Below are 24,233 nucleotides of genomic sequence, written 5' to 3'. Positions count from 1 at the left end.
CACCGCAAATGGGCCTTCGCCCCGCCGCGCCAATCGGGTAGCGTGCCGGCATGACCAGCTCTCCCCGATTCATCCACCTGCGCACCCATACCGAATACTCGCTTCTGGAGGGCGCGCTGCGGCTGAAGAAGCTGCCGGACCTCTGCAAGAAGCATGACATGCCTGCGATTGCGGTTACCGACACCAACGCGATGTTTTCGGCGCTGGAGTTCTCGGTGACCCTCTCCGGTGCGGGCATCCAGCCGATCATCGGCTGCCAGGTCGATCTGACCTTCCAGGAGGCGGAACCGGGCGGCAAGCCCAGGCCGCCCGCGCCGCTGGTGCTGCTGGCCCAGAGCGAGGAAGGCTACGAGGGGCTGATGCGGCTGTCTTCCTGTCTTTATGTCGACAAGGGCGGTCAGCTGCCGCAGGTGACGCTGGAGGATCTGGAGGCCAACAGCGCCGGGCTGATCTGCCTCTCCGGCGGGCCGGACGGACCAGTGGGACAGCTGTTGCAGCAGCGCCAGCGCCCGGCCGCCGAGGCGCTGATGCAGCGGCTGAGGGAGATCTACCCGGACCGGCTCTATGTCGAACTGCAGCGCCACCCGGGCGAGGACGGCCAGCCGGAGGCCGAAAAGCTGACCGAGCGCGGCCATGTGGAGATGGCTTACGCGATGGGTTTGCCGCTGGTCGCCACCAATGATGTCTATTTCCCCAACCCGGAGATGTACGAGGCGCATGATGCGATGATCTGCATCGCCGAGGGGGCCTATGTCGACCAGGCCGAGCCGCGCCGCCGCCTGACTGCGCAGCATTACTTCAAGAGCCAGCAGGAGATGGTGACGCTGTTTGCCGACCTGCCGGAGGCAATCGAGAACACGGTGGAAATCGCCAAGCGCTGCGCCTTCATGGCCTACCGGCGCGATCCGATCCTGCCGAAATTCGCCGATGACGAGGTTGAGGAACTGCGCCGCCAGGCCAACGAGGGCCTGCAGAACCGGCTCGCGGTGATCCCCCATGCGGTGAGTGTGGAGGAATACCAGGAGCGGCTCGATTTCGAGCTGGGCATCATTGAGGGCATGGGCTTCCCCGGCTACTTCCTGATCGTTGCCGACTTCATCAAGTGGGCCAAGGATCAGGGCATCCCGGTGGGACCGGGCCGGGGTTCGGGCGCAGGCTCGCTCGTGGCATATGCGCTCACCATCACCGACCTCGACCCGCTGCGCTACTCGCTGCTGTTCGAACGCTTCCTGAACCCGGAACGGGTGTCGATGCCCGACTTCGACATCGACTTCTGCATGGACCGCCGCGAAGAGGTGATCCGCTACGTGCAGGAGAAATACGGCCGCGACAGGGTGGGGCAGATCATCACCTTCGGTGCACTCTTGTCGAAGGCCGCGGTGCGGGACATCGGCCGGGTGCTGCAGATGCCCTATGGCCAGGTCGACCGTCTGTCCAAGATGATCCCGGTCGAGGGCGTGAAGCCGGTATCGATCGAGAAGGCGCTGCAGGACGAGCCGCGCCTGAAGGAGGAAGCCCGCGACGAGCCGGTGGTGGACCGGCTTCTGACCTACGGCCAGCAGGTTGAGGGGCTGCTCAGGAATGCCTCCACCCACGCCGCGGGCGTGGTGATCGGTGACCGGCCGCTGGATGCGCTGGTGCCGCTCTATCAGGATCCGCGTTCGGACATGCCGGCCACACAGTTCAACATGAAATGGGTCGAGCAGGCCGGGCTGGTGAAGTTCGACTTTCTCGGCCTGAAGACTCTCACCGTTATTCAGAACGCGGTGGACCTGATCCGCCAGTCAGGCCGCGACCTGCATATCGCCGCCGACGGCACCCAGCTCTATGACCCTCCGCCGGGTGCAGAGAACGAGATCAACGCCATTCCGCTTGATGACAAGGCGACCTACGACCTCTATTCCCGGGCCAAGACGGTGGCGGTGTTCCAGGTGGAATCCACCGGCATGATGGATGCGCTGAAGCGCATGAAGCCCACCTGTATCGAGGACATCGTGGCGCTTGTGGCGCTGTACCGGCCAGGCCCGATGGAGAACATCCCGGTCTACTGCGAGGTGAAGAACGGCCAGCGCGAGATCACCTCGGTGCATCCGCTGATCGACCACATCCTGGAAGAAACCCAGGGCATCATCGTCTACCAGGAGCAGGTGATGCAGATTGCCCAGGTGATGGCGGGCTACTCGCTGGGCGGCGCGGACCTGCTGCGCCGCGCCATGGGCAAGAAGATCAAGGAGGCGATGGACGCTGAGCGTCCGAAGTTCGAATCCGGCGCCGCCAAGAACGGAGTGGAGAAGAAAAAGGCCTCCGAGGTCTTCGACCTGCTGGAGAAATTCGCCAACTACGGCTTCAACAAGTCGCACGCGGCGGCATATGCGGTGGTGTCCTACCAGACCGGCTGGCTCAAGGCGAACCACCCGGTGGAGTTCATGGCGGGTGTCATGAACTGCGATATCCACCTGACCGACAAGCTGGCGATCTACTTTGAGGAGGTCCGCAAGGGGCTCGGCCTGAAATACGTGCCGCCCTGCGTCAACCGCTCTCTCGCCACCTTCAACGTGGTCAACGGCGAGCTGGTCTATGCGCTGGGCGCGCTGAAGAACGTCGGGCTCGACGTGATGCGGCTGGTGACCGCGGCGCGCATGGAAGACGGCCACGAGCGGCCTTTCGTCAACCTCTATGACTTTGCCCGCCGAGTGAACCTCAAGAAGGTCGGCAAGCGGCCCTTGGAGATGATGGCGCGGGCCGGGGCCTTCGACCAGCTCGACCCCAACCGCCGCCGGGTGTTCGAGAGCCTGGAGGCGCTGGTTGCCTATTCCGCCGCGGTGCACGAGCAGAAGAACTCCAGCCAGGTGTCGCTGTTCGGCGAGGCGGGCGACGACCTGCCCGAACCGCGGCTGGCGGCGGTGCCGGACTGGCTGCCCGCCGAGCGGCTCAGCGAGGAGTTCAAGGCGGTCGGCTTCTACCTGTCGGGCCATCCGCTCGACGACTATATGCCTGCCTTGAAGCGCAAGGACGTGATGACGCTGGACGAGGTGACCGCCAAGGCCGAGCGCGGGCCCTTCATGGCCAAGATGGCAGGGGTGGTGGCCGGCCGGCAGGAGCGCAAATCGGCCCGCGGCAACCGCTTTGCCTTCGCGCAGCTGTCCGATCCGTCGGGGGCATTCGAGGTCACGCTTTTCTCCGAAGTGCTGGAGAAGTCGCGCGAGTTCCTCGACACCGGCGCCAAGGTGGTGATTACTGCCGAGGCGACGATGGAGAGCGACCAGCTGAAGCTCCTGGTGCGCTCGGTCGGGCCGGTGGATGCAGCGATTGCCGACGCCGGGCGCAGCAGCCTGCGGGTCTATCTGAACGACCCCGCCGCGGTGGCGACGGTGGCGCAGGTGCTGGAAGACGCCAAGTCCGCCGCCCGCAATGCGGCACGGGGCGAGATTTACATGTACTTGCAGGACCCCGGCCTGCCCGGCGATGTTGAGATGGACCTGGGCCAGCCCTTCCCGATCAACCCGCAGATCAAGGGCGCTCTGAAGTCGCTGGAAGGCGTGCTGGACGTGGAGGAGATTTGAGGGCGCGGCGGCCACTGGAAACAGCTGGACGTGTGCCTGAATATACGTAGCTGCGAGGTTGTTACCTTGGTTCTTGACCGCTATGAGGAGCGCCGGGCCGAATGCTGAACGGCAAGGGAAGCTGGAAAGGAACGACCTTGGATCATACTCTGCAGAACCCGCGGACAATTCTGACCTGTTTTGCCGGGCGCAGGCAGTTCATGGAAGTCCAGCTCAAATATGTCCTGAAACTTCTTGACCGCTATGAATGGCTCGAACGCTACGACGTCTGGAACTTCGCGTGGGATGAAGAGGACCGGCGCTGGCTCGAGACCCTGCCGGATCTGCACCCGAAAATCCGGGTCTGCCATGCCCCTGCCGAAGGGGAAGCAGCCAGAGCGGGTGACCTGGCCTCGAAGCAGTTTGCCCACTTCTTCACCGACGCCTATCCTGCGCGCGAATACCGGGATGCAGTCTTCGTAAAGATGGACGATGACACGCCCTACATCGACGTTAATAACTTCGGAAACTTCATCGCAATCCGCGCGGCGTTCCCTCAGTATTTCCTGGTTTCCGCAGATGTGACGAACAACGACCTGCGCGTGGAGGATCCGACGAAGTCCCACGAAAAACTGCTGGCGACACTGGAGGGGCAGGGGCAAACCGGACCGGTATACGGGCAGGTCTATTCGAACACACTGCGGCTTTCGATTAATTTCGTCAGTTGGCTGGGCACGGATCTGCCCTTCATCCGCGACGAGTTTTCCAATGGCATCGGGTCCGACGACGAATGGCGGATGTGCCACAGCATCGCAAGCAGGCTGCGGCGGGAAAACCTCATCGTCAAAGGATATAATGCCGCTCACCTGTGCTTTTTCCAGCAGTTGTCAGAGCCCGGCTACGACGTCGGCGGCACGCTGCGAAGGTATGCGGCAATTGCCGATGGAACTGATATCCACCCGGGTGCCTGGGCGGGGTTTGAAGCGTTGGACTTGACGATCCCGGAAAAGGTCGTCCGCAAGAGGAAACGCGTGCGCCCCAAAAAATACTTGCGGCGCAAGGTGGGGAAGATCCTGAAGAGTTTCTCCTAGCGTCCCGGGCCGGGGGGCAAGTTCCCTGCCATGCTTCTGTGTCGGCGTCTGCATTCAACCGGGACTGGATAACGCAAATCGCGCGCCCCTCCGGGAGCTATCTCCAGTCGAGACGGGCCCCGCTGAGGCAGACCGGCAGGGTATCGGGCGGCATCTGGCCCAGCCCCTCGAAGAGCTTGATATAGTTCAGGCTGGAGTGGATGGCGGTGATCTGGCCGTCCTCGACCTTGAAGATCATCTGGCCGTCGAACTCGAAGGGCGGGCGGCTCGGGTGGTTCGGCACCTTCACGGTGAAACAGGTGATCACCCAGTCGCCCGCTTCCTCGAACACCGAGAACCCGAACTGCGGCGCGCCGCCGAGAAGCGCCTTCATCGTGGTTACGAAATCCGAGGCAATGAACTGCTTGCCCATCAGGCTGGAAACCGGGCCTGTGGCCTCGGTCCCCTCTGCAAACATCTCGCCCAGAACGTCGTTGTTGTCGCGGTACCAGACTTCCTCGAACCAAAAGCGGACCAGCTCTGCGTTGCTTGCCACGTCGAATTTCCGTTCATCGTTATTTCTGCGTGAAATACATGTGCAGAAGTTATATTTCGCCGAGGTTAATTGACGCCGGTTTTGCCGGACGCGCCAGGCGTATGGCGGATCGGACAAATCCGACCGTCCAGCCTGGCTTGGCGCGCCCGGGCGTCCCTCAGTAATGCGGCGGGCGTTCGTCGCCGAAGACCACGCCGCCGCTGCCCTCCTGCTGGCGGTCAGCCTCGCGCTGCATCAGCATGGCGACACGGCGGGTGAGGACTTCGATCTCCTGCTGCTGGCGGGCGATCACCTCGCTCATCTCGTCGACGCCGCGGGTCAGATGGGCGATTTGCTCTTCCAGATGCTGCATCCTTGTTCTCCTGCGCTGCGCCGTGACGTCATAGGCGCAGGGGGCTTGCCCGTCCAGCCCGGGACGATCCAGGCTTTCCGGCAGAGGAGGGCCAGCCCATGACGATCCGCAGCGAAACCCGCGAGGGTATCACTACCGTGACTCTGAACAGGCCGGAGGTCCGCAACGCGGTGGACCCAGAGACCGCGCAGGCGCTTTATGACGCGTTTCTGGCGTTCGAGGCCGACACGAATGCCCAGGTGGCGGTGCTGACCGGGGAGGGCGGCTGTTTCTGCGCGGGCTTTGATCTGAAGGCCGCAGGCGCTGGGGCGGCGGAAGGCTGGATCGCCGGGCTCGATATCCCCGAGGACTGGGACGATCCCGTCGGCGCGCCCCGGCCGGGGCCAATGGGGCCGTCGCGGTTATTGCTTTCGAAGCCGGTGATCGCCGCTATAGAAGGCCCGGCGGTGGCAGGGGGGATGGAGCTCGCCGCGTGGTGCGATCTGCGGGTGATGGCGGAAGGGGCCGTCACCGGGGTGTTCTGCCGCCGCTGGGGTGTGCCCTTGATCGACGGCGGCACCGTGCGGCTGCCGCAGATACTGGGGCAGGGACGGGCCAATGACCTGATCCTGACCGGGCGCGCGGTGGGGGCTGAGGAGGCTCTGCAGCTCGGCTTTGCCAATCGTATCTGCGCGCGCAGCGCGGCGCTGGAGACCGCGCTGGACTTGGCCCGGGACCTCACCCGCTTCCCGCAGCTCTGCCTGCGCGCGGATCACCTTTCGGCCCGAATGCCGCCCGGGGCGCTGGCGGAGGCGCTGCGGCGGGAGTGGCGCAGCGCCGCGGTCTTTGCCGCCGAGGGGAAGGCAGGCGCCGCGCGCTTTGCCGCAGGCCGCGGGCGCGGCGGGGATTTTTCAGAGATCTGAGGCTTGGCCGCCGCCGGGCTGGCGCACCTTTGCTGCGCGAAGACGCAAGACATCCGGCGAGGGTATTTTTGCCAGCGTGAACGCACTTCTGCGGCCATTGGCAGGGGCCTCGCGCCTTGCCGCGGGGCGGCGCTTGGGCTAGACCCCGCGGCGAGCAATTGACCCAACCACCCGCGAGGAGGCCGAGATGGCCAAAGTGAAGAAACAGCCCCGCCCCAAGGCGCAGACGCCGAAGGGGTTCCGTGACTATTTCGGTGCGGAGGTGACCCAGCGCAGCGAGATGCTGCGGGCCATCGCGGGTGTGTATCATCATTACGGCTTCGAGGCGCTGGAATCCTCGGCGGTGGAGACCGTCGAAGCGCTGGGCAAGTTCCTGCCCGATGTCGACCGCCCGAACGAGGGCGTCTTTGCCTGGCAGGAGTTCGACGAGAAGGACAACGGCGAATGGATGGCGCTGCGCTATGACCTGACCGCGCCGCTGGCGCGGGTCTATGCCCAGCACCGCAACGACCTGCCGACGCCCTACCGCCGCTATGCGATGGGCCCGGTCTGGCGCAACGAGAAGCCCGGGCCGGGCCGTTACCGCCAGTTCTACCAGTGCGATGCGGATACCGTCGGCAGCGCCTCGATGGCGGCGGATGCGGAGATCTGCGCGATGCTCAGCGACACGCTGGAGACCGTCGGCATTCCGCGCGGCGATTACCTGGTGCGGGTCAACAACCGCAAGGTTCTGAATGGCGTTTTGGAGGCCATGGGGCTGGAGAACGCCGACGGCAAGCGCGAGGACGTGCTGCGCACCATCGACAAGTTCGACAAGGTGGGCGAAGCGGGCGTGCGCGAGCTGCTGACCAAAGGGCGGCTCGATGCGTCCGGCGCCTTCATCGACGGGGTTGGCCTGAGCGACGATCAGGCTGGACCCGTTCTGGCGTTCCTGACCTCCAAGGCAGCGGATGCGGCCGGCACCATTGCCAACCTGCGCGCCGCGGTGGGCGACAGCAAGGCGGGCCAGGACGGCATTGCAGAGCTGGAACAGATCGGCGAGCTCTTGGCCGCGGGCGGCTATGGTCCCGACCGGATCGAGATCGACCCCTCGGTGGTGCGCGGTCTGGGCTATTACACGGGCCCGGTGTTCGAGGCGGAGCTGACCTTTGAGATTTTCGATGAAAAAGGCCGCAAGCGCCAGTTCGGCTCGGTTGCGGGCGGCGGGCGTTACGACGATCTGGTAAAGCGCTTCACCGGACAGGAAGTGCCCGCGACCGGCGTCTCCATCGGCGTCGACCGGCTGCTGGCGGCGCTGCGCGAGAAGGGCCGCATCCAGGCGCAGGCCACGGGGCCGGTGGTGGTCACCGTGATGGACCGCGCCCGGATGGCGGATTACCAGGCGATGGTGGCGGAGCTCAGGAACGCGGGCATCCGCGCCGAGGTCTATCTGGGCAACCCCAAGAACTTCGGCAACCAGCTGAAATACGCGGACAAACGCAACTCGCCCGTTGCCGTGATCGAAGGCGGCGACGAGAAGGATAAGGGTATCGTGCAGATCAAGGACCTGATCCTGGGCGCGAAGATCGCCGAGAGCGCAACTCTGGAAGAGTGGAAGGAAAGGCCAAGCCAGTTCGAAGTGCCGCGCGGCGAGCTGGCCGCCAAGGTGCGGGAAATCCTCGACGGGCAGGGCGCGGAATGACGGTCCGGTCGCAGGCCCAGGCCTCCGTGCAGGCCCGCGCTGCGATGCTGCGGCTGCGCTTCGAGGCCGCGGGCGCGCAGGTGGTGGATACGCCTCTGCTGCAGCCCGCCGATACCCTTCTGGACCTCTACGGCGAGGACATCCGCGGCCGCGCTTACGTGACCTCCGACGCCCTGCGCGGAGAGCAGATGCTGCGTCCCGACTTCACCGTGCCGGTGGTGGAAGCACATATGCGCGATGGCGCGGAACCCGCCCGCTATACCTACTCGGGCGAGGTGTTCCGCCGCCAGGAGATCGACCCGGACCGGCCCAATGAATACCTGCAGGTCGGTTACGAAGTCTTCGAGCGGGACGATCCGGCAGCGGCTGATGCCGAAGTGTTCTCGCTCTTCGCCCTGCAGGTGCGCGGCCTGCCGCTGCGCGCGGCAACTGGGGACATCGGCATCCTGATGGCCGCGGTCGAGGGGCTGGCGACCACCGATAAGCGCAAGGCGGCGCTGATGCGCCACATCTGGCGGCCGCGCCGCTTCCGCGCGCTTTTGGACCGCTATGCCGGCCGCACGCCGGTGCCAGCGAGCCGCAAGAAGCTCCTCTCTTCCGAGGGCGTCCTAACCGGCTCGGCAGTGGAAATCGGCAAGCGCCGCGCCGCCGAGATCCAGGAGCGGATCGAGGCCCTGCGAGCGGATGCCGCCGCCCCGCCGATCCCCGAGCATGAGCTTCTGGCGCTTGAGGCGCTGATGGCGGTGCGCGAAACCGTGCCTTTCGCGCTGGAGCGGATGCGCGACATTGCGGTCGATCTGCCCGCGATCACCCCGGCGCTGGACCGGCTTGAAGAGCGCACCGCGGCGATGAAGGCACGCGGCGTCGATGTCGATGCGCTGGACTTCGAGGCCTCTTACGGGCGCACCTCGATGGAATATTACGACGGCTTCGTCTTCGGCTTCTACGCCGCCAAGCGCCCCGATCTGCCGCCGGTCGCCAGCGGCGGGCGCTATGACGCGCTGACCCGCAGGCTGGGGCAGGGCGAGGAGATTCCCGCCGTGGGCGGGGTGCTGCGGCCCGATCTGATGCTGCAACTGGAGGCGGGCAAGCCATGACGCTGAAGCTTGGGGTGCCGTCCAAGGGGCGGCTGATGGAGAAGACCTTCGACTGGTTCGCCAAACGCGGCGTGACGCTGGAGCGGACCGGGGCGGAGCGCGAATATGCGGGCCGCGTCGAGGGTGTCGACGGGGTCGAGCTGGTGCTGTTGTCTGCGGGCGAAATTCCGCGCGAGCTGGCGGCAGGGCGCATTCACCTTGGCGTCACCGGCACCGACCTGGTGCACGAAAAACTGCCGCGCTGGGAGCAGCAGGTGGAAGAAGTGGAGCCGCTGGGATTTGGCCACGCCGACCTGATCCTCGCGGTGCCTCTGTGCTGGATCGACGTCGACACGCTTGACGATCTCGATGCCGCCGCCGCGGCCTTCCGGGCGCGGCATGGCCACCGGCTGCGGATTGCGACCAAGTACCACCGGCTGGTACGCGAATTCCTGACCGAAGCGGGGGTCGCCGATTACCAGCTCGTCGACAGCCAGGGCGCGACCGAAGGCACGGTGAAGAACGAAACCGCCGAGATGGTCGCCGACATCACCTCCACCGGGGAGACGCTGCGGGCAAACCACCTGAAGCTGCTGTCGGACGGGCTGGTGCTGAAGTCGCAGGCAACGCTGTGGCGCAGCCGGGTGGCCAAATGCACCAAGGCGGAAAAGGCGGCTCTGAACGCGCTGCTGGCCAAACTGGACAGCTGAGCCGCGGTGAGGCGGCGCCGTTTGGTTCCGCAATTGCGATGAATTTTCTGTGATCCCGGGCGCCGCTGATTTATTGGGCGCCCGGGTTTCAATCCTGCAAACCGGGCATAGTTGGGGTGGGGTAAGCTCCAACTGAAAGGACAGGATATGAAGATTCTGATGGTTTTGACCTCGCACGATCAGCTGGGGGACACCGGGGAAAAGACCGGTTTCTGGCTGGAGGAATTTGCGGCACCTTACTACGTGCTGCGCGATGCCGGTGCCGAGATCACTCTGGCCTCGCCGAAGGGCGGCCAGCCGCCGCTGGACCCGAAATCCGATTCCGAGGACGCCCAGACCGACGCGACCCGCCGCTTCAAGCAGGATGAGGACGCGCAGAAGGCGCTGGCTAATACGGTGAAACTTTCCGCCGTCGAAGCGGATCAGTTCGATGCGGTCTTTTATCCGGGCGGCCATGGCCCGCTGTGGGATCTGGCCGGGGATGCGGACAGCCGCAGACTTCTGGAAAGCTTTGCCGCCGCGGACCGACCGATCGGCGCCGTCTGCCATGCACCGGGTGTTTTCCGCCACGTGAATGGCAGCAATGGCGAGCCGCTGGTGAAGGGCCGCCGTGTTGCGGGCTTTACCAACAGCGAGGAAGAGGCCGTGGGCCTCACCGATGTGGTGCCCTTCCTGGTCGAGGACATGCTGAAGGAAAAGGGCGGCAACTACGAAAAGGGCGACGACTGGGCGCCATACGTCGTGGTAGACGGCAAGCTGGTGACCGGCCAGAACCCGGCCTCTTCCGAAGGCGCGGCCAAGGAGCTTCTGGCGCTGTTGAAGTAGTCACGCGGCAAGTGCGGGGCAGGCGGCGGCAAACCGCCTGTCCATCCTGCCCGTGCGGCGGGCGCCTGCCAGTCTGATCCGGTCAGATTACCCCGATCTCTGCCAGCGCCTGAGACAGTTCCGGCGGCAGCGGCTCCTCCTGGCTGCGGCTCTGCGTCAGGTCGGCGGGGCTCTCCCCGGGCTTGAGGTAGCGCCATCCCTGGAACGGCCGCTTGATTGCGGTGTGGGTGCGGTGGATCTCCGGATCGAGCACGATGGCGCAGCGGCGTGTGCCGTCGCTGCCGGTCACCTCGTCGAGGCTGACAATGCGTTGGCGGCATTGGATAAGCCCCTTGATGACCCAGTAGATCGAGCCGCCGTTGAGCAGCTCGGCCTCGCGTTTCGGCCACATCCGGGTGACATGGCGCGGGTGCCCGCCGCGCGCGCGCGCAGCCTGCGACGTCTGCCAGGCGATCAGGCTGTCAACGCTTTCGGTACCCACTGAAAGCTTTACTAGGTTGATGAAGTTATCCACAGATTCCCCACAGAGTCTTCCCGAAAGATACCTTTATATAGTAGGTCGAAGTTTGGTTCCAGCAAGGTGTTGTGGTATACTCGGCAAGAAAATCGTAACGGAATGCGTTTTCCGCGTTGAGCCTGCCGCGGCCCCTGGTGTATCCAGACCGCCATTCCTTACCGCCTTCACGACTCAGAGGACCGACATATGAGCCGCTTTGCCGCCCCCATCGCCGAGCAGATCTGGGATATGAAATACCGTTTCAAACAGGCAGACGGCACTCCGATCGATGTCACCGTCGAGGACTCCTGGCGGCGGATCGCGCGCGACTTGGCGCAGGCGGAAAAGAAGCCCGAGGTGTGGGAGGAGAAATTCTTCGCAGCCCTGGAAGACTTCAAGTACCTGCCCGCAGGCCGGATCACCGCAGGCGCGGGCACCGCGCGCCAGGTGACCCTGTTCAACTGCTTTGTGATGGGCACCGTGCCGGACAGCATGTCGGGCATCTTCGACATGCTGAAGGAAGCCGCGCTGACCATGCAGCAGGGCGGCGGCATCGGCTATGACTTTTCCACCATCCGCCCGCGCGGCGCCGACGTGAAGGGCGTGGCCGCGGATGCCTCCGGCCCCTTGTCGTTCATGGACGTCTGGGACGCGATGTGCCGGACCATCATGTCCGCAGGCTCCCGCCGCGGCGCGATGATGGCGACCATGCGCTGCGACCACCCGGACATCGAGCAGTTCATCACCGCGAAGTCCGACCCCGCCCGCCTGCGCATGTTCAACATGTCGGTGCTGGTCACCGATGCCTTCATGGAAGCGGTGAAGGCCGATGGCTCCTGGGATCTGCAGTTCGGCGGCAAGGTCTACCACACCGTGCAGGCGCGCGACCTGTGGAACAAGATCATGCAGGCGACCTATGACTACGCCGAGCCGGGCGTGATCTTCATCGACCGCATCAACAAGGCCAACAACCTCTCCTACTGCGAGCAGATCTCGGCCACCAACCCCTGCGGCGAGCAGCCGCTGCCGCCCTACGGCGCCTGCCTGCTGGGCTCGATCAACATGGCCCGCCTGGTCGCCAACCCGTTCGAGGCAGACGCACACCTGGATCAGGCTGCAATGCAGGAGCTGGTCGCGACCGCGGTGCGGATGATGGACAACGTTGTCGACGTCTCCAAGTTCCCGCTGGAGGCGCAGGCCCAGGAAGCCCGGAACAAGCGCCGCATCGGCCTTGGCGTCACCGGCCTGGCCGACGCGCTGCTGATGCTCGGCCTGCGCTATGGCTCGGACGAGGCGGCGCGTCAGACCGACGAATGGCTGCACGCGATCGCCCGCGCCGCCTATCTGGCGTCGGTGGACTTGGCGAAGGAAAAGGGTGCCTTCCCGCTGTTTGACGCAGAGAAATACCTGAACTCCGGCAACATGCTGAACATGGATGAGGACGTGCGCGAGGCGATCCGCAAACACGGCATCCGCAACGCGCTGCTGACCTCGATCGCGCCGACAGGCACTATCTCGCTCTATGCAGGCAACGTGTCGTCGGGGATCGAGCCGGTCTTCGCCTATGCCTACACCCGCAAGGTGCTGCAGAAGGACGGCTCCCGCACCGAGGAGGAAGTGGTCGATTACGCGGTGCAGATGTACCGCGAGAAATTCGGCGCGGACGCCAAGCTGCCCGACTATTTCGTGAACGCCCAGACCCTGACACCCGGCGAGCACGTCAAGATGCAGGCCGCGGCGCAGAAATGGATCGACTCGTCGATCTCCAAGACCATCAACTGTCCGGAAGACATCTCATTCGATGCCTTCAAGGACGTCTACATGCAGGCCTGGGACGAGGGCTGCAAAGGCTGCACCACCTACCGGCCGAATGACGTGACCGGCTCGGTTCTGTCGGTCTCCGAGACTGCCGACACCGCCCCGGGCGAAAGCGCCGGCGCGCCGCAGCAAAGCGACAGCGCCGAGGTCGTCTACATGTCCGAGCCCCTCGACCGCCCGCAATCGCTGGAGGGCCACACCTACAAGCTGAAGTGGCCGGACAGTGAGCACGCGATCTACCTCACTATCAACGACATCATTATCAACGGCCACCGCCGTCCGTTCGAGGTCTTCATCAACTCCAAGAACATGGAGCATTACGCCTGGACCCTGGCGCTGACCCGGATGATCTCGGCCGTATTCCGCCGCGGCGGCGACGTGTCGTTCGTGGTGGAAGAGCTGAAAGCGGTGTTCGATCCGCGCGGCGGTGCCTGGGTGCAGGGCAAGTACATCCCCTCGATTCTGGCCGCGATCGGCGGCGTGATCGAGACGCATCTGGTCAAGACCGGTTTCCTGGAAGGCGAAGGCATGGGCCTCAAGTCCGACCCGCAGGCGCAGGTGGTGAACCTAAACCAGCCCCGCGGAAAGGCCTGCCCCAGCTGCGGCCAGTATGACATGCAGATGGTCGAAGGCTGCATGACCTGCCGCAGCTGCGGCCACTCCAAGTGCGGCTGAGGCGCGCAGCGATGTAGAGTGTATGGCCCGCGAAATCGTGACCATTTTGGGGGTTTTCTGACCATTCCGACACGGGTTTAATGACCACCGGCCGCGGCGCGGCCGGTGGTTTCTTTTTAAAACAATGACATAGGTGGCGGTTGCCTTTTGCCTTCTGACGAGGCCGGTTCGCCTGAACAAGCCCGCTCTGCCTGTTGACTGAAACCGCTGTTCTGAGCAGGACTGTAGCTCAAACCTGGCCAGGTTCTTTCCTTCACTTACCCGAGTACACCCTGTGCAATCGGGAGCCAGACGGCGCTGTGCGCCGGGAAAGGGCCAGCTATGTCCAAGATCAAATTCATCGACGCAGAGTTCCTAGATGCCGACAAAGAACGTCGGGCAATACGGCGGCGCCTGGAGCGGTTTCTGAAAGAGCGGCGCGTATCAGAGCGCGGCGTTGTGCCTCCGGAACCGGAGGATCCGGAAGACGTCCTGCGGTGGGAAACAGACTTGATGCAGGTTCGTTTCGAGCGCGAAGTTCAGGACCGCATAGACCGCCGGGTGAACAGGCTGGCGGAGCGGCGGGACGCGGCTGCAGGTCTCACCCACCTGAAGCGCGATGACCGAAGGGCGCTCGAGGCTCTGCGCAACGGTGTGAGATTGATCCGGATCCGGACAGAACACCAAGCGGATGAAATCGCCGCTGGAATCCATGCCGACATGCCCTGGATGGCACCTGCGACGGATCTCCTTTGGAAATCGATGCGGCGATCAGTCCGCAATGGGGATTCGGGCTTTCGCTTGCCTCCGGTGCTGCTGGACGGACCCCCGGGAATTGGCAAGAGCATGTGGGCCCGTCAGCTGAGCACAGCACTTGGTGTGCCCCGCTGTGGCGTAGAGGCGACGGCAGAGCAGGCGTCGTTCGGCATCGTGGGCTCCCAGCGCGGCTGGGCCAACGCACAGCCGGGACGCCCTTTGATGACGATCCTGAAGCACCTGATCGCGAACCCGATTGTCGTTGTGGATGAGGTGGAGAAGGCCGGGGTCGCAACTTCGGTCAAAGGGAACAGCTTTGGACTTTCCGAGGGGCTGCTGTCCCTTTTGGAGCCATCCTCAGCGGCATCTTGGCAATGCCCCTATTATCAGGTCGGGTTCGACATGTCCCGGATCAGCTGGGTGCTGACCAGCAACACCTTAACCACCTTGCCAGCCCCTCTGTTAAGCCGCCTGGAGGTCATAAAGCTGTCACCTGTCCCGGTGCCTGACCTGGTAGCCTTTGCCCGCCGTGAGGGCGGCAGGCGCGGGTTGGCACAAGCGTCTGTCGAGGCCGTAGTCGAGGTGCTGGAGATTTCTGGTCAGACAGCGCCGTTGAGCCTGCGGCATGTCATTCGGATGCTCACCCGGGGGGAAGCGTTGGAGGCGGCTCGGCTTCTTCATTGAACATGCAATTTCTTTAAACGTAGAACTTTATTGGAAGGAGCCGCATATGGCCGACCGAAATCATTACATCACTGTTGAAGCGCAGCGCATCATGGAGCGGTTTCCCGAGGTGTATGGGCCTCCGCCTTGGAGCATCAAGAAGACAAGCCTCGCTTGGGGCTTCGCCTGTGGCGAGGGCTGGTATCCTCTGATTGAGCGCCTTAGTGCAGATCTCGCCGACATCATACGTGAGGATGGTCTGACACGCTTCCGGGCGCAGCAGGTTAAACAGAAACTGGGTGAGTTGCGGTTCTATGCGCTCGGCGGCAACGAGCGCACCGCCTATCGGATAGCTCAGGCCCAATGGAAGCTGCGAAGACCTGTGAGCATTGCGGTACTCGGTCGGCCCAGAAGAAATCCCTCGGCGGCTGGCTAACAACCACATGCGATACCTGCGCCATGCGGCTATTGAGGTCTCGATCTTAGCAGGAGCAGCACCCCTAATTGCTTTTGGGGGCATGCTCTGAGCCTTTAAGTGTCTCCTACTGCTTGTAGACATGCTGTAGGCGTGAAGGCTGGTAGCCAACTTCCCGTATTCGGACATCCCACTTGGCGTAGGAGATGGCGTGGTTCAGCACAGATGATGCTGGGCTTAGCAGGAATGTCAGCGATGCGCAGAAAACGCCCTTTGCAAATCAATCCCAGCGGCCAAGTCCAGCCTTGATTTTCGCCGCGCTGCCGCGATCAAGAGCTGTCGCTCGTCGTGGGTGCAGCATGAAGTTGTCATCGTGTGGCCGGGCTACCGAACTTTGCTACCGTTCGCTGCAGTCACAACCGTAAGCCGTAGAATAGCACAAGCTGACATTGGGGCTTGGCTGTCTGCAGAAATGGCACAGTTGCTCAGGCACACGTTTAAAGTTAGCTGTTTAGGCATGAAATTACTTCCTGACGGTCCAGATATTCCTCAAGAATTAATCGCCGCCCAAGAAAAGGGTGAAGTGCTGTTCATCTGTGGGGCAGGAGTGTCAATGACGGTCGGTTTGCCGTCGTTTCGAGGACTTGTTGCTGCAGTCTATGGAGAGCTTGGCGAAAATTGGCATCTACATCCGGCCGAACGCGAGGTAATGGAACAGGGCGGTCGGCTTGCGGGGCAGTATGATCGAGTGCTTCGCTTGCTGGAGCGACGTTTGACAGCAGTGGGCACAGGGAACGCCGGCCGCCTGCGTGAGCGATTGAGAGATGCTATTCGTATAAAGCTTCAGCTTCCCCAAGAAGGGGAAGTGAACCTAGAGGCTCACGCGGCATTACTTGACCTCTCCCGAGACTCAGAGAGCCAGATCAGGCTAGTGACCACCAACTTCGATACGCTTTTTGAGCGAGCATGGCCGCGGGGTGGGAGGGCTCCTTCGTTCGCTGGGCCAGCGATGCCGCAGCCGAAGACTGCGGGCTGTGCAGGTGTGATGCACCTGCACGGACGCCTTGCGGATGAACATCTGGGTTTGTCCGAAACTGATCTTGTTCTAACAAGCGCCGAATTTGGCGATGCCTACCTGCGCTCTGGATGGGCCTCTCGATATGTCTACGACTTGGTCCGTGCATACACTGTGGTGCTGGTTGGGTACCAAGCCGACGATCCGCCTATGCGGTATTTACTTGAAGTACTGGAGGCAGATAGACAACGGTACTCTGACCTTCGGTAAGTTTACGCCTTCGCCAACGCGGAAGACGACGAGGTGCTAACCCGCGCTCTGTGGGAGAGCAAAGGGGTCACGCCCATTCTCCATATAGTCGACGACAATGGCGGATACGATCCGCTGTATAGGTCAATCCTAGAATGGCGGAATTACGCGAAAGACCCATCAGCGTGGCGGAGAGAGCAACTGCGGCAGTTGTTTTTGGACGACCCAGCAAACTCAACCGAAAGCGTCCTGCGTGCCACCGAACTCCTGCTTCATGGGGACGCATCTCTGCTTCTTTCCGAACTGAATCCGCCGGCGGCTTGGTTGCCAGCTCTGCGACAGCAACGTGTATTCGATAGTGGTTTTACCAGTCCTGGTCCATGGATTGCCGCACGGCTGAACGACCCTGATATGATCCGAGCGGCTGCGGCGCATCCTGAATTTGATGACCAGACCGTAAGGTACGTAGAGCGTGGACTTGATCAGAAGCGAGACGAGCTTGGTCCCGTCCGAACGCGCTGCTGGGAGATTTTGCTATCGGCCAAGAAACCGGTGGCAGGATACGATCACGATCTTAAGTGGTACCGTCAGGCGCCTCGTATTCGAGCTGGCGAAGTCGGCTACGAAGCCAGGCAAATTGTGGCAGAGCTCTTGCGGCCGAGGATACGGATTGGGCGACATCTTCAGCTCTTCGAAGAGCAAGTGGACTCACGAGCGGCTAACCCCGAGGAGACCCTTCACTCATTCATGCGGTTGGATTTCCAACCTCGCGAACGCGTTGGCACTGATGATATCTTGGAAGCATGGCCTAACGTCGAATTTTCGTTGGTGCGGCTGCTGCACAAGCTGGAGAGATTACTGCTGGACACACTGGAGCATGCCGAAGACGTAGGATTTACGATTGGATACGACCGAAGCGATAGTGATGTTCCTTCTATTGCGCCTCACCCTCAGAACCAATATCGCAGTGGTTTCTACCCAATAGTTCGGGTCATGGCTGACCTCTGGGAACGGCTTGCCCTAGTTGCGCCAGAAAGGGCCGTAGCGCTATCGCGGCCGTGGATAAAGACACACTTCCTGCTCTTTAAGCGCTTAGCGGTCTTTTCCGCGACAAATACTGTCCATCCCGTTTGCAATTTGGTTGATGCAGTTATGAGCCTCGATGACCATGAATTCTGGGTGAGTGGCGCTCAAGTCGAGATTATGAGGGGGCTGGTAGAGCGTTGGGATGAATTCATGCCGGAGGCTCGTGATCAGCTTGAAGAGCGCATAAATGCCGACATTCCGCGTGAGCTCTTCGAAGACGATGCGTTCGACGAGGCGCACTGGCAGTCGGTTCGTGATAATGCCACCTATCGGCGCTTGAGTAGGCTAGAAGCGGCCGACAAGCCCATCAGCGAAGCAAGCGTCAACTTGTTGAAAGAAATCGCTGAACGTCATCCCGAATGGCGCCCGAGTCCTGGCGATCGGGATGACTTTCACAGTTGGAGTGAAACTCGAACTGGCCCCGACGGTGACGTTGAATTGCTTAAGGATGTGCCGGAGGAAGGTCTCCTCGGAGAGGCCCTCAGGATCGAACAAGAGCGTCAATTCGATCAGAGCGACCTTTGGCGGCAATTCTGCTCGTCTGATCCTAGCCGGGCGTTTCGCGGGCTGGTAGCAGAAGCCGGGGGGGAAACTGGAACGTATACGCTTGGCGTTCCCTGTTGTGGGCTACTGGCCGGTCGTTCGACGATGACCTAAGGGCAGAAATTGCCGTTTCAGTATTAGAAATGCCAGATGATACGATCAGTGAGCTGACCAGCACGATAACCGACTGGATAAGGACTCATCGAGCGTATCTAGCTGACCAGCCTCAAGGCGGGACCAGTCTGCTGTGGAAGTTGTGGGATCGCCTGGCGCATCTGGTTTATGACGACGATTCAGATTTCGATACGGTGTCTGACGATTTGGTAGATCGAGCCTTGAATTTACCTGGCGGCGAACTCGCTTGGACACTCCTCGATCATCTAATTGCTGAGAAGCCGGAGCCCGGCACGGGTCTCGGTGTGATGGAACCGCGCTTCCTACACGTCGCTCGTTCCGACAGTGAAGCGGGCCTTCTTGGCCGAGTTCATTTTTCTAGAGCCATGAATTATTTGCACCACATCGCGCCGAATTGGACTTCTGCGGAGATGCTGCCACGCTTTCAGGAGGGGCACACAGAAGCGATGGCTATGTGGAAGGCCAATGCCCAATCTCGGGTCGGATCACCAGAACTGTTCAATGCGCTGAAGCAGCCCCTTCTCGCGTTCATTCCGCGCCCTGATTTAAGCGACAACGAATCGAGCAATCTAGTCACCCGTCTTATTGATATAACAATTTGGCGCCAATTGGGCTCAGCCTCAGAATATGAGCTTTCTGCGGCTGAGGTTCGTGACCTTCTTGTCATTGGTCCTGCGCGACTTCGAGAGCATGTGGCGTGGCTCCTATGGCGTTTGCAGGCCGATAACTCGTCAGAAGAAGGTGATCTGGGCGAAAAGGGCGATCGGTGGAAGAATCTCGTTGGCCCCATCTTCCAGGCTATTTGGCCGCTTGATGTTCGTTTGCGGACGAAGCGTGCGTCAGAGAACCTCGTTCTTATGGTCATGGAAACTGATAAGGCTTTCCCTGAAGCTGTTGGAACCATTGTTGATTATTTGGAACCCTATCAAATTTACGCCTTGGAGCACGCCTTCCGCCTGGAAAGGGCGCACGAGGATCTGATTGCACGTTATCCGAGATCCATCATTATTTTGACGAATGCATTGGTTGATCCAGAGCTTCATCCGGTTCCAAGCGATTTGGGTAAGCTCCTTGATGACTGCATAGAAATTGATCCGGAAGTTGCCAATATTGAAGCCTATCTGCGCCTCAACGGATTTAGGCGTTTTGGTGGCGCGTAGTTGAACCCTTTTCCTTATGGCTGTGGACCGCGAATTCGTTGCACCAAATCCTTCACGACCAGGGTGACCCATATGATTAGAACTCTACCACATTCACGGAAGTTGCAATCGATGCAATTGCCAGCCACACTTCAGAAACCTCTCGCATCTCTCACCTTTAGCGCACAGAAAATGGTATGATATGTCAGTAAAACGGCGAAACCACACGGTCCCCAAAGGGCTGCTCAAGAACTGGATAGGCGACAAGGAGGGGGTTCAAGGGTTTCACTTCGCAAACCTATCCGAAGGAACGATGAAATTCGAAGCGGGTAAAAAGGCGAATTTTGCGATCACTCAATTTTTCTATGTTCCCGAACGTGAAGGTGGAAGACGTGATGAGGAATTGGAGGACTGGTTTTCCGTCGACGAGAATGGACTGGCCCAAATCGCCCGAGCCGCAGAATCTGGCACACTGTCCAACTTTGAAAACCCGAAGCTTTTGAACCAAGCGATACGTGCCTGTATCGCGCTAGGCAGTCGCAGCGCGTACAGTATGTATATGGGTATGCACTTCTTTTTCCAGAATGAGCAGTCACCACACGAAACGTCCGTCGACAATGTCTGGAGGTCGATTAGTTGCAAATTCAATCAGTTTAGGTCCTGGGATTTTAAAGTACTCTATGACTTGCCTGCGCCACTCCTTCTTAATGATCGCCCTTTCGCAGACTTCACACCTAGAGATATCGACGCTGTGGCGATGCCTTTAGGTCCTCGTTCATTGCTCATTGGATCCTGTGGAGACAGCCGAAATGATTCGAAAATGAAAGTCTCTGCCATTAAAGGCCAACCTGAACATAAAAAGATAGTGGATATGGTTAATCATTTTTCGATTGAAATGGCTCGCCAATGGATTGTCGCTCAAAAAAAATAGAGACCTGGAGGCAGTTTGTTGCAAATTAACGCCGAAGGCTGTCAAAGAAAGAATGACCACTGATCGAGCAATTATTTACCCCCTGGACTAATGAGGTGTTGAGGAATAGGAAATCACCCACCATGGCTGTCTTACGTGCTCAAACTTGCAAGAATGGACAACATCTCAAGAGAATTCAGCCTTTTCGCGAATCGACTTCGCTTTGAAAAAGAAAGACCCTTAGTGTGTGATCGTTTTTTTCAGACTGAGTCGAAGCACCTTCCGTAAGTTTGCTGATCTGCCTTGCTTGACTAGTGCGGCGCGGTGACTGGTAGCCAACTGCGCATCGCGGCTCATGCACCCCGAACCGGCTCGCCACCTCGGCTGCCGTCTCCTCGCCTTTCAGGGCTCCCAGCGCGACCTTCGCCTTGAACTCAGGCGCGTGCTGCTTCCGCTTCGACATCTTTGATCTCCTTCTCGTCGAAGATCAGCAGACTGCAAATCGTAGCTTATGTCAGTGTCCGAATTTCGGGGGGTAGCTCAAACATCGAACCGACGGCACCGACCCCATCGCCAAAAACTTGGAAAAAGGGGGCTATCTTCTTGCGCACGAGACGAGTCGCTCATAGCCTCCGCGTCGTGGATTTCCTTTTCTGGGGCAAGTGCTTATGTTCGATGCCGTAATCGCAAAGAAAGCGAGAATGGAGAAGATCCTTCACGACGCGAAGCGTAATCCTCGCGAGGACCTTGTAACATCTTCTCTCTTCGGGATGCTGCGGCTTTTAGCGCCCGAGTCTCGGCAGACGGCGCTTTCAGTCCTATGCGACCACCCACTGCCGAGCGACGCCAAAATCTATCTCTGGCCGTTTTTTATCGGGAGAGGCGAGAACTCCGAACCCGATGTGGTGCTGGAGTTCATGGAGAACGGGCGGCGGGCCTACTGGGTCATAGAGGTGAAATGGGGAGCGCCGCTCGGCGCGGACCAATGCGCTCGAGAAATCCGAACCGTAGCGCACGGACGCTGCCGCCGCGGCGGTGTGCCCGCGGGTGACAGGAACGTGCATGGCTACACGCTTCTCGGGGCCGAGCCCAAGCACCAGAAGGCGGTGGCTGACCTGCGCCTCAAAGTCCGGAATGGGCTGGAAGCCGTCCCCGTTAACGGCATCAGATCGCTGGAATGGACCGCTGCTGTCGAAAAACTGCGGACTCTCGAACATGAAGCAGGCGACCTGGGTCTTAAGTCATGGTCACGGCTGTGCGCAGACTTCCTCGCAGGGCAACCGCAGGGTGCTGTGCTAGGGGACTGGCCGACAATGACAATGCCGATGAAAGGCAGCTTTAATTTCGATGCCGAGGAGAGGTTCACCCTGCCGCCAATTACCGCTGTGCCAGCAACGCGATATTATTTCAGAGAGAACGAATGACCGACCACGATGCTATTCTTTGGCAGTCCGCTAGAAACCTACTCGACGCGCAAGAGAACTTGAACAAGCTCTACGAAGCCTTCTGGCAGGTCGAATGTAGTGACACAGGGCTAAAAATCGAGGAGCGCAACGAAGACGCGTCGGATGGGGAATTTCTCCAGCCCGTTTGGAACACCTATTTCGTCCACCGGCGCAACAGTCGCTCTAACTCAAGGGCAAAAGGCATAGTGACGATCGCGATCCAGCTCACAGCGGACGAAGGCAGCGAGGCCGACTGGGCGGACGGCAAGCGGTCCAAGGTCATCGTCGGGTATTGGCCTAACGGCAACGACGACGATCCATGGGTCTTCACGACGGACGGACCCAACGACGCGGGCTATTGTGAAGAGTGGGTCGCAGAGAGGCGCTTCTGGCGCAGAGAGGACACTGAGGACAAGAGCTGGTTCTATGCCGTGCCGCTCAATCTTCTAACCGACACGAAATGTGTACGAGAACTCATCGTCGCCCCAGTGCATGAGATCCTGCGGGCCGGACCCTGTGACGTTTTCAGCAAGGTCGATGACTCCCTCGCCAAGGTAGAAGCCAGTCTCTGCCTCCCGCCGCAGCCCAGTGCCGCCGAATGACTCGGCTCTTCTTCATCGGTAACGTCCGCACAGTTGTCCGCACTCTGTGAGTTCACCGGCTTCAGAACCTCGCAGTCGAAGCGAACGGCAGAAACGGCGGGCTGCGCTGCAGCACAAAACCTCGGCTAGTTGCGTCAAATGGCCGAGTTTGCAAATGGCGCTTCTGCGCATCACTGCCACTGGTGCTGACCGCAGCATTTGAAGCAGTGCGCCGTGGCGGTTCAATGACCGCCTTCGGGAAGCCGACCAGAATTTTTTGCACCGGCAGCATCTTTTGCATGGCGCCCCGCGCCAATGACCGCTCCGGGCTGCCTGCGGTCAGCTGTGACAGCGACGGTAACCGTCCAGGCCGGTGATGACTCCGCTGCGCCGCCGCAAGGCCGCTCCGAGCCCAGGTTGACCGATGCTGCCAAATGCACGGATGTCCGCTTTTCCAGACGCTGCTAGAGGCTCAACGAACTCAGCCTCTACATGTGTAAGTGGAAAGTAATGCTCATTCACCAGTTGTTGACCCTCGAACGCGATGGCATGATGTTCGCATGCTGCGTTTCATTGCCAATTCTAGTATCGTCTTTTTCCTAACAATTTTGACCCAGATCGGCGGCGCCGCATGGCTAATAGCGCTTTTCTTCCGTCAGAGAATTGTCGCATTTATACTAGCTTATGCGGCTTTAACGGCGGCAACTGTTTGGATCGCACCGACTTTTGGTCGGGTGGCATTGAACTGTTTCGATGATGGCCCGCTTCAGGTGCAAAGCTGGATGTTCTGCGCTCTTAATCGCCACTACGTGACCCCTGAGTTGCGAGAAGTACTCGTCGACACCGCTGAAGAGATGGATCGCCAGTACCTGGGCACGGAAACTCTTGTACTTGACGCAAACTTCCCGTTCTTAGACGGCTTTCCTTTGCTGCCGCATCTTTCGCACGACGATGGTGAAAAGGCCGATCTCGCATTTTTTACCGGGATGAGACAGGATACCTACCGGGTGCAACACGATCACTGATAGGGTATTTCGCGTTTGAGCCCGGTCCGACTGATTGCACGCCGAGATGGCCAACTCTGAGATGGGACATTGATGTTCTTCAGCCGCTCTGGCGCAATTATGCCTTGGACAAAGAGCGTATGGCCGCGGTCATGAGAATACTCTCAAACGATGAACGCGTGGGGAAAACCTTCATTGAACCGCATCTCGTTCAATCGTTGCGGGTCGCCCATCCGCGTGTTCGGTTCCAAGGGTGTAGGGCGGCTCGGCACGACGATCATATTCACTTTCAACTGTGATGGCAGACCAGAGTTCTGGTCATGTCGTCGTTTCGGGTCGCCTGCAATTTTCGTCAACTCCGGCATCCACAGCCGACCTCTGTGAACCCGCAGCGAAGGCCCGCTCAGTCCGGCTTAGCGGTCGCTCGTGCGGGCGGTTTCTGGACGCCTGGCAGCGGAGGGCGGCATCGAGCCTATTCCGTTGAAAAAGCCTGTTCTTCGGCGGCTGTGATGTAGCCTGTCGATAGGGCGTGCCGTGCGCCTGTCATGCCAGGCGGGCGTTTTGGGGTGGAGGGAGGAGCTTTGCGAGCTTTCTGAGGTTCTGGGCGGTG

General features: G+C 60.8%; 22 protein-coding genes and 1 pseudogene. 17 read left to right on the top strand and 6 right to left on the bottom strand.

Annotated elements, in window-relative coordinates; genetic code table 11:
• Window positions 1–50: 50 nt before the first annotated feature.
• Window positions 51–3,563, top strand: a complete 3,513-nt coding sequence (gene dnaE / locus ACOHWE_RS17790) for a DNA polymerase III subunit alpha (protein ID WP_420668075.1) — start codon at window positions 51–53, stop codon at window positions 3,561–3,563.
• Window positions 3,564–3,664: 101 nt separating this feature from the next.
• Window positions 3,665–4,633 carry a hypothetical protein gene (locus ACOHWE_RS17785; protein WP_420668074.1) on the top strand — a complete coding sequence of 323 codons (969 nt, stop codon included), beginning with the start codon at window positions 3,665–3,667 and terminating at the stop codon, window positions 4,631–4,633.
• 97 nt (window positions 4,634–4,730) lie between these two features.
• Here the strand turns inward: ACOHWE_RS17785 and ACOHWE_RS17780 are convergent, their stop codons facing one another.
• A complete protein-coding gene (locus ACOHWE_RS17780) occupies window positions 4,731–5,168 on the bottom strand; it encodes a nuclear transport factor 2 family protein (RefSeq protein WP_420668073.1) in 438 nt (145 codons plus the stop codon).
• A gap of 157 nt (window positions 5,169–5,325) precedes the next feature.
• Window positions 5,326–5,520: a SlyX family protein gene (locus tag ACOHWE_RS17775; protein ID WP_420668072.1), complete on the bottom strand. Its 195-nt coding sequence runs from the start codon at window positions 5,518–5,520 to the stop codon at window positions 5,326–5,328.
• A gap of 98 nt (window positions 5,521–5,618) precedes the next feature.
• Between ACOHWE_RS17775 and ACOHWE_RS17770 the strand changes: the two genes are divergently transcribed.
• The 5 genes from ACOHWE_RS17770 (at window position 5,619) to ACOHWE_RS17750 (ending at window position 10,714) form a co-directional block, all read left to right on the top strand.
• Window positions 5,619–6,422: a crotonase/enoyl-CoA hydratase family protein gene (locus ACOHWE_RS17770; protein ID WP_420668071.1), complete on the top strand. Its 804-nt coding sequence runs from the start codon at window positions 5,619–5,621 to the stop codon at window positions 6,420–6,422.
• 187 nt (window positions 6,423–6,609) lie between these two features.
• A complete protein-coding gene (hisS, locus tag ACOHWE_RS17765) occupies window positions 6,610–8,103 on the top strand; it encodes a histidine--tRNA ligase (RefSeq protein ID WP_420668070.1) in 1,494 nt (497 codons plus the stop codon).
• On the top strand, window positions 8,100–9,200 hold the full coding sequence (locus ACOHWE_RS17760; RefSeq protein ID WP_420668069.1) for an ATP phosphoribosyltransferase regulatory subunit: 1,101 nt from the start codon (window positions 8,100–8,102) through the stop codon (window positions 9,198–9,200). The genes hisS and ACOHWE_RS17760 overlap by 4 nt, the downstream gene beginning before the upstream one ends.
• The gene (gene hisG / locus ACOHWE_RS17755; RefSeq protein ID WP_420668068.1) at window positions 9,197–9,889 is read left to right on the top strand and encodes an ATP phosphoribosyltransferase; all 693 of its coding nucleotides are present in this window, start codon (window positions 9,197–9,199) and stop codon (window positions 9,887–9,889) included. The genes ACOHWE_RS17760 and hisG overlap by 4 nt, the downstream gene beginning before the upstream one ends.
• Window positions 9,890–10,036: 147 nt before the next feature.
• Complete coding sequence (locus ACOHWE_RS17750; RefSeq protein ID WP_420668067.1) at window positions 10,037–10,714, top strand: type 1 glutamine amidotransferase domain-containing protein; 678 nt, start codon at window positions 10,037–10,039, stop codon at window positions 10,712–10,714.
• A gap of 82 nt (window positions 10,715–10,796) precedes the next feature.
• On the opposite strand, the gene ACOHWE_RS17745 is transcribed toward ACOHWE_RS17750, so the two are convergent.
• Window positions 10,797–11,228 carry a DUF1489 family protein gene (locus tag ACOHWE_RS17745; RefSeq protein ID WP_420668066.1) on the bottom strand — a complete coding sequence of 144 codons (432 nt, stop codon included), beginning with the start codon at window positions 11,226–11,228 and terminating at the stop codon, window positions 10,797–10,799.
• A gap of 189 nt (window positions 11,229–11,417) precedes the next feature.
• On the opposite strand from ACOHWE_RS17745, the gene ACOHWE_RS17740 reads away from it, so the two are divergent.
• The 7 genes from ACOHWE_RS17740 (at window position 11,418) to ACOHWE_RS17710 (ending at window position 20,614) form a co-directional block, all read left to right on the top strand.
• A complete protein-coding gene (locus tag ACOHWE_RS17740) occupies window positions 11,418–13,703 on the top strand; it encodes an adenosylcobalamin-dependent ribonucleoside-diphosphate reductase (protein WP_420668065.1) in 2,286 nt (761 codons plus the stop codon).
• A gap of 321 nt (window positions 13,704–14,024) precedes the next feature.
• A complete protein-coding gene (locus ACOHWE_RS17735) occupies window positions 14,025–15,122 on the top strand; it encodes an AAA family ATPase (RefSeq protein ID WP_420668064.1) in 1,098 nt (365 codons plus the stop codon).
• 46 nt (window positions 15,123–15,168) lie between these two features.
• The gene (locus ACOHWE_RS17730) at window positions 15,169–15,537 is read left to right on the top strand and encodes a hypothetical protein (protein ID WP_420668063.1); all 369 of its coding nucleotides are present in this window, start codon (window positions 15,169–15,171) and stop codon (window positions 15,535–15,537) included.
• A gap of 496 nt (window positions 15,538–16,033) precedes the next feature.
• Complete coding sequence (locus tag ACOHWE_RS17725; RefSeq protein ID WP_420668062.1) at window positions 16,034–16,801, top strand: SIR2 family protein; 768 nt, start codon at window positions 16,034–16,036, stop codon at window positions 16,799–16,801.
• Window positions 16,802–16,996: 195 nt separating this feature from the next.
• Window positions 16,997–18,523, top strand: coding sequence for a hypothetical protein (locus tag ACOHWE_RS17720; RefSeq protein ID WP_420668061.1), 1,527 nt, complete (start codon window positions 16,997–16,999; stop codon window positions 18,521–18,523).
• 29 nt (window positions 18,524–18,552) lie between these two features.
• Window positions 18,553–19,704: a hypothetical protein gene (locus tag ACOHWE_RS17715; protein ID WP_420668060.1), complete on the top strand. Its 1,152-nt coding sequence runs from the start codon at window positions 18,553–18,555 to the stop codon at window positions 19,702–19,704.
• 292 nt (window positions 19,705–19,996) lie between these two features.
• A complete protein-coding gene (locus ACOHWE_RS17710; protein ID WP_420668059.1) occupies window positions 19,997–20,614 on the top strand; it encodes a hypothetical protein in 618 nt (205 codons plus the stop codon).
• 334 nt (window positions 20,615–20,948) lie between these two features.
• Here the strand turns inward: ACOHWE_RS17710 and ACOHWE_RS20150 are convergent.
• Window positions 20,949–21,056 (bottom strand): annotated as a pseudogene (locus ACOHWE_RS20150) (transposase); the annotation flags it as partial.
• Between the two features lie 238 nt (window positions 21,057–21,294).
• Here ACOHWE_RS20150 and ACOHWE_RS17700 point away from each other — a divergent pair.
• Window positions 21,295–22,017: a hypothetical protein gene (locus ACOHWE_RS17700; protein ID WP_420668058.1), complete on the top strand. Its 723-nt coding sequence runs from the start codon at window positions 21,295–21,297 to the stop codon at window positions 22,015–22,017.
• On the top strand, window positions 22,014–22,640 hold the full coding sequence (locus tag ACOHWE_RS17695) for a hypothetical protein (RefSeq protein ID WP_420668057.1): 627 nt from the start codon (window positions 22,014–22,016) through the stop codon (window positions 22,638–22,640). The genes ACOHWE_RS17700 and ACOHWE_RS17695 overlap by 4 nt, the downstream gene beginning before the upstream one ends.
• A gap of 61 nt (window positions 22,641–22,701) precedes the next feature.
• On the opposite strand, the gene ACOHWE_RS17690 is transcribed toward ACOHWE_RS17695, so the two are convergent.
• Window positions 22,702–22,920 carry a hypothetical protein gene (locus tag ACOHWE_RS17690; RefSeq protein WP_420668056.1) on the bottom strand — a complete coding sequence of 73 codons (219 nt, stop codon included), beginning with the start codon at window positions 22,918–22,920 and terminating at the stop codon, window positions 22,702–22,704.
• A 259-nt stretch (window positions 22,921–23,179) separates the two neighbouring features.
• Between ACOHWE_RS17690 and ACOHWE_RS17685 the strand changes: the two genes are divergently transcribed.
• Window positions 23,180–23,644, top strand: a complete 465-nt coding sequence (locus tag ACOHWE_RS17685; RefSeq protein WP_420668055.1) for a hypothetical protein — start codon at window positions 23,180–23,182, stop codon at window positions 23,642–23,644.
• A 143-nt stretch (window positions 23,645–23,787) separates the two neighbouring features.
• Here ACOHWE_RS17685 and ACOHWE_RS17680 read toward each other — a convergent pair whose 3' ends face one another.
• Window positions 23,788–23,979 carry a hypothetical protein gene (locus tag ACOHWE_RS17680; RefSeq protein WP_420668054.1) on the bottom strand — a complete coding sequence of 64 codons (192 nt, stop codon included), beginning with the start codon at window positions 23,977–23,979 and terminating at the stop codon, window positions 23,788–23,790.
• Window positions 23,980–24,233 lie beyond the last annotated feature (254 nt).

The organism is Cribrihabitans neustonicus (assembly GCF_048820895.1).
GTDB lineage: Bacteria > Pseudomonadota > Alphaproteobacteria > Rhodobacterales > Rhodobacteraceae > Cribrihabitans_A > Cribrihabitans_A neustonicus.
The sequence above is the reverse complement of the archived record's forward strand: the minus strand, read 5'-3'. Positions and strand labels throughout refer to the sequence as shown.

Coding starts and splice junctions, on each gene's coding strand:
- ACOHWE_RS17775 (WP_420668072.1), bottom strand. CDS start 5,520: ATGCAGCATCTGGAAGAGCAAATCGCCCATCTGACCCGCGGCGTCGAC.
- ACOHWE_RS17760 (WP_420668069.1), top strand. CDS start 8,100: ATGACGGTCCGGTCGCAGGCCCAGGCCTCCGTGCAGGCCCGCGCTGCG.
- ACOHWE_RS17695 (WP_420668057.1), top strand. CDS start 22,014: ATGACCGACCACGATGCTATTCTTTGGCAGTCCGCTAGAAACCTACTC.
- hisS (WP_420668070.1), top strand. CDS start 6,610: ATGGCCAAAGTGAAGAAACAGCCCCGCCCCAAGGCGCAGACGCCGAAG.
- ACOHWE_RS17785 (WP_420668074.1), top strand. CDS start 3,665: ATGCTGAACGGCAAGGGAAGCTGGAAAGGAACGACCTTGGATCATACT.
- ACOHWE_RS17715 (WP_420668060.1), top strand. CDS start 18,553: ATGCCAGATGATACGATCAGTGAGCTGACCAGCACGATAACCGACTGG.
- ACOHWE_RS17730 (WP_420668063.1), top strand. CDS start 15,169: ATGGCCGACCGAAATCATTACATCACTGTTGAAGCGCAGCGCATCATG.
- ACOHWE_RS17685 (WP_420668055.1), top strand. CDS start 23,180: ATGCTGCGTTTCATTGCCAATTCTAGTATCGTCTTTTTCCTAACAATT.
- ACOHWE_RS17690 (WP_420668056.1), bottom strand. CDS start 22,920: ATGCAAAAGATGCTGCCGGTGCAAAAAATTCTGGTCGGCTTCCCGAAG.
- hisG (WP_420668068.1), top strand. CDS start 9,197: ATGACGCTGAAGCTTGGGGTGCCGTCCAAGGGGCGGCTGATGGAGAAG.
- ACOHWE_RS17750 (WP_420668067.1), top strand. CDS start 10,037: ATGAAGATTCTGATGGTTTTGACCTCGCACGATCAGCTGGGGGACACC.
- ACOHWE_RS17735 (WP_420668064.1), top strand. CDS start 14,025: ATGTCCAAGATCAAATTCATCGACGCAGAGTTCCTAGATGCCGACAAA.
- ACOHWE_RS17710 (WP_420668059.1), top strand. CDS start 19,997: ATGAAATTCGAAGCGGGTAAAAAGGCGAATTTTGCGATCACTCAATTT.
- dnaE (WP_420668075.1), top strand. CDS start 51: ATGACCAGCTCTCCCCGATTCATCCACCTGCGCACCCATACCGAATAC.
- ACOHWE_RS17770 (WP_420668071.1), top strand. CDS start 5,619: ATGACGATCCGCAGCGAAACCCGCGAGGGTATCACTACCGTGACTCTG.
- ACOHWE_RS17725 (WP_420668062.1), top strand. CDS start 16,034: ATGAAATTACTTCCTGACGGTCCAGATATTCCTCAAGAATTAATCGCC.
- ACOHWE_RS17700 (WP_420668058.1), top strand. CDS start 21,295: ATGGAGAAGATCCTTCACGACGCGAAGCGTAATCCTCGCGAGGACCTT.
- ACOHWE_RS17740 (WP_420668065.1), top strand. CDS start 11,418: ATGAGCCGCTTTGCCGCCCCCATCGCCGAGCAGATCTGGGATATGAAA.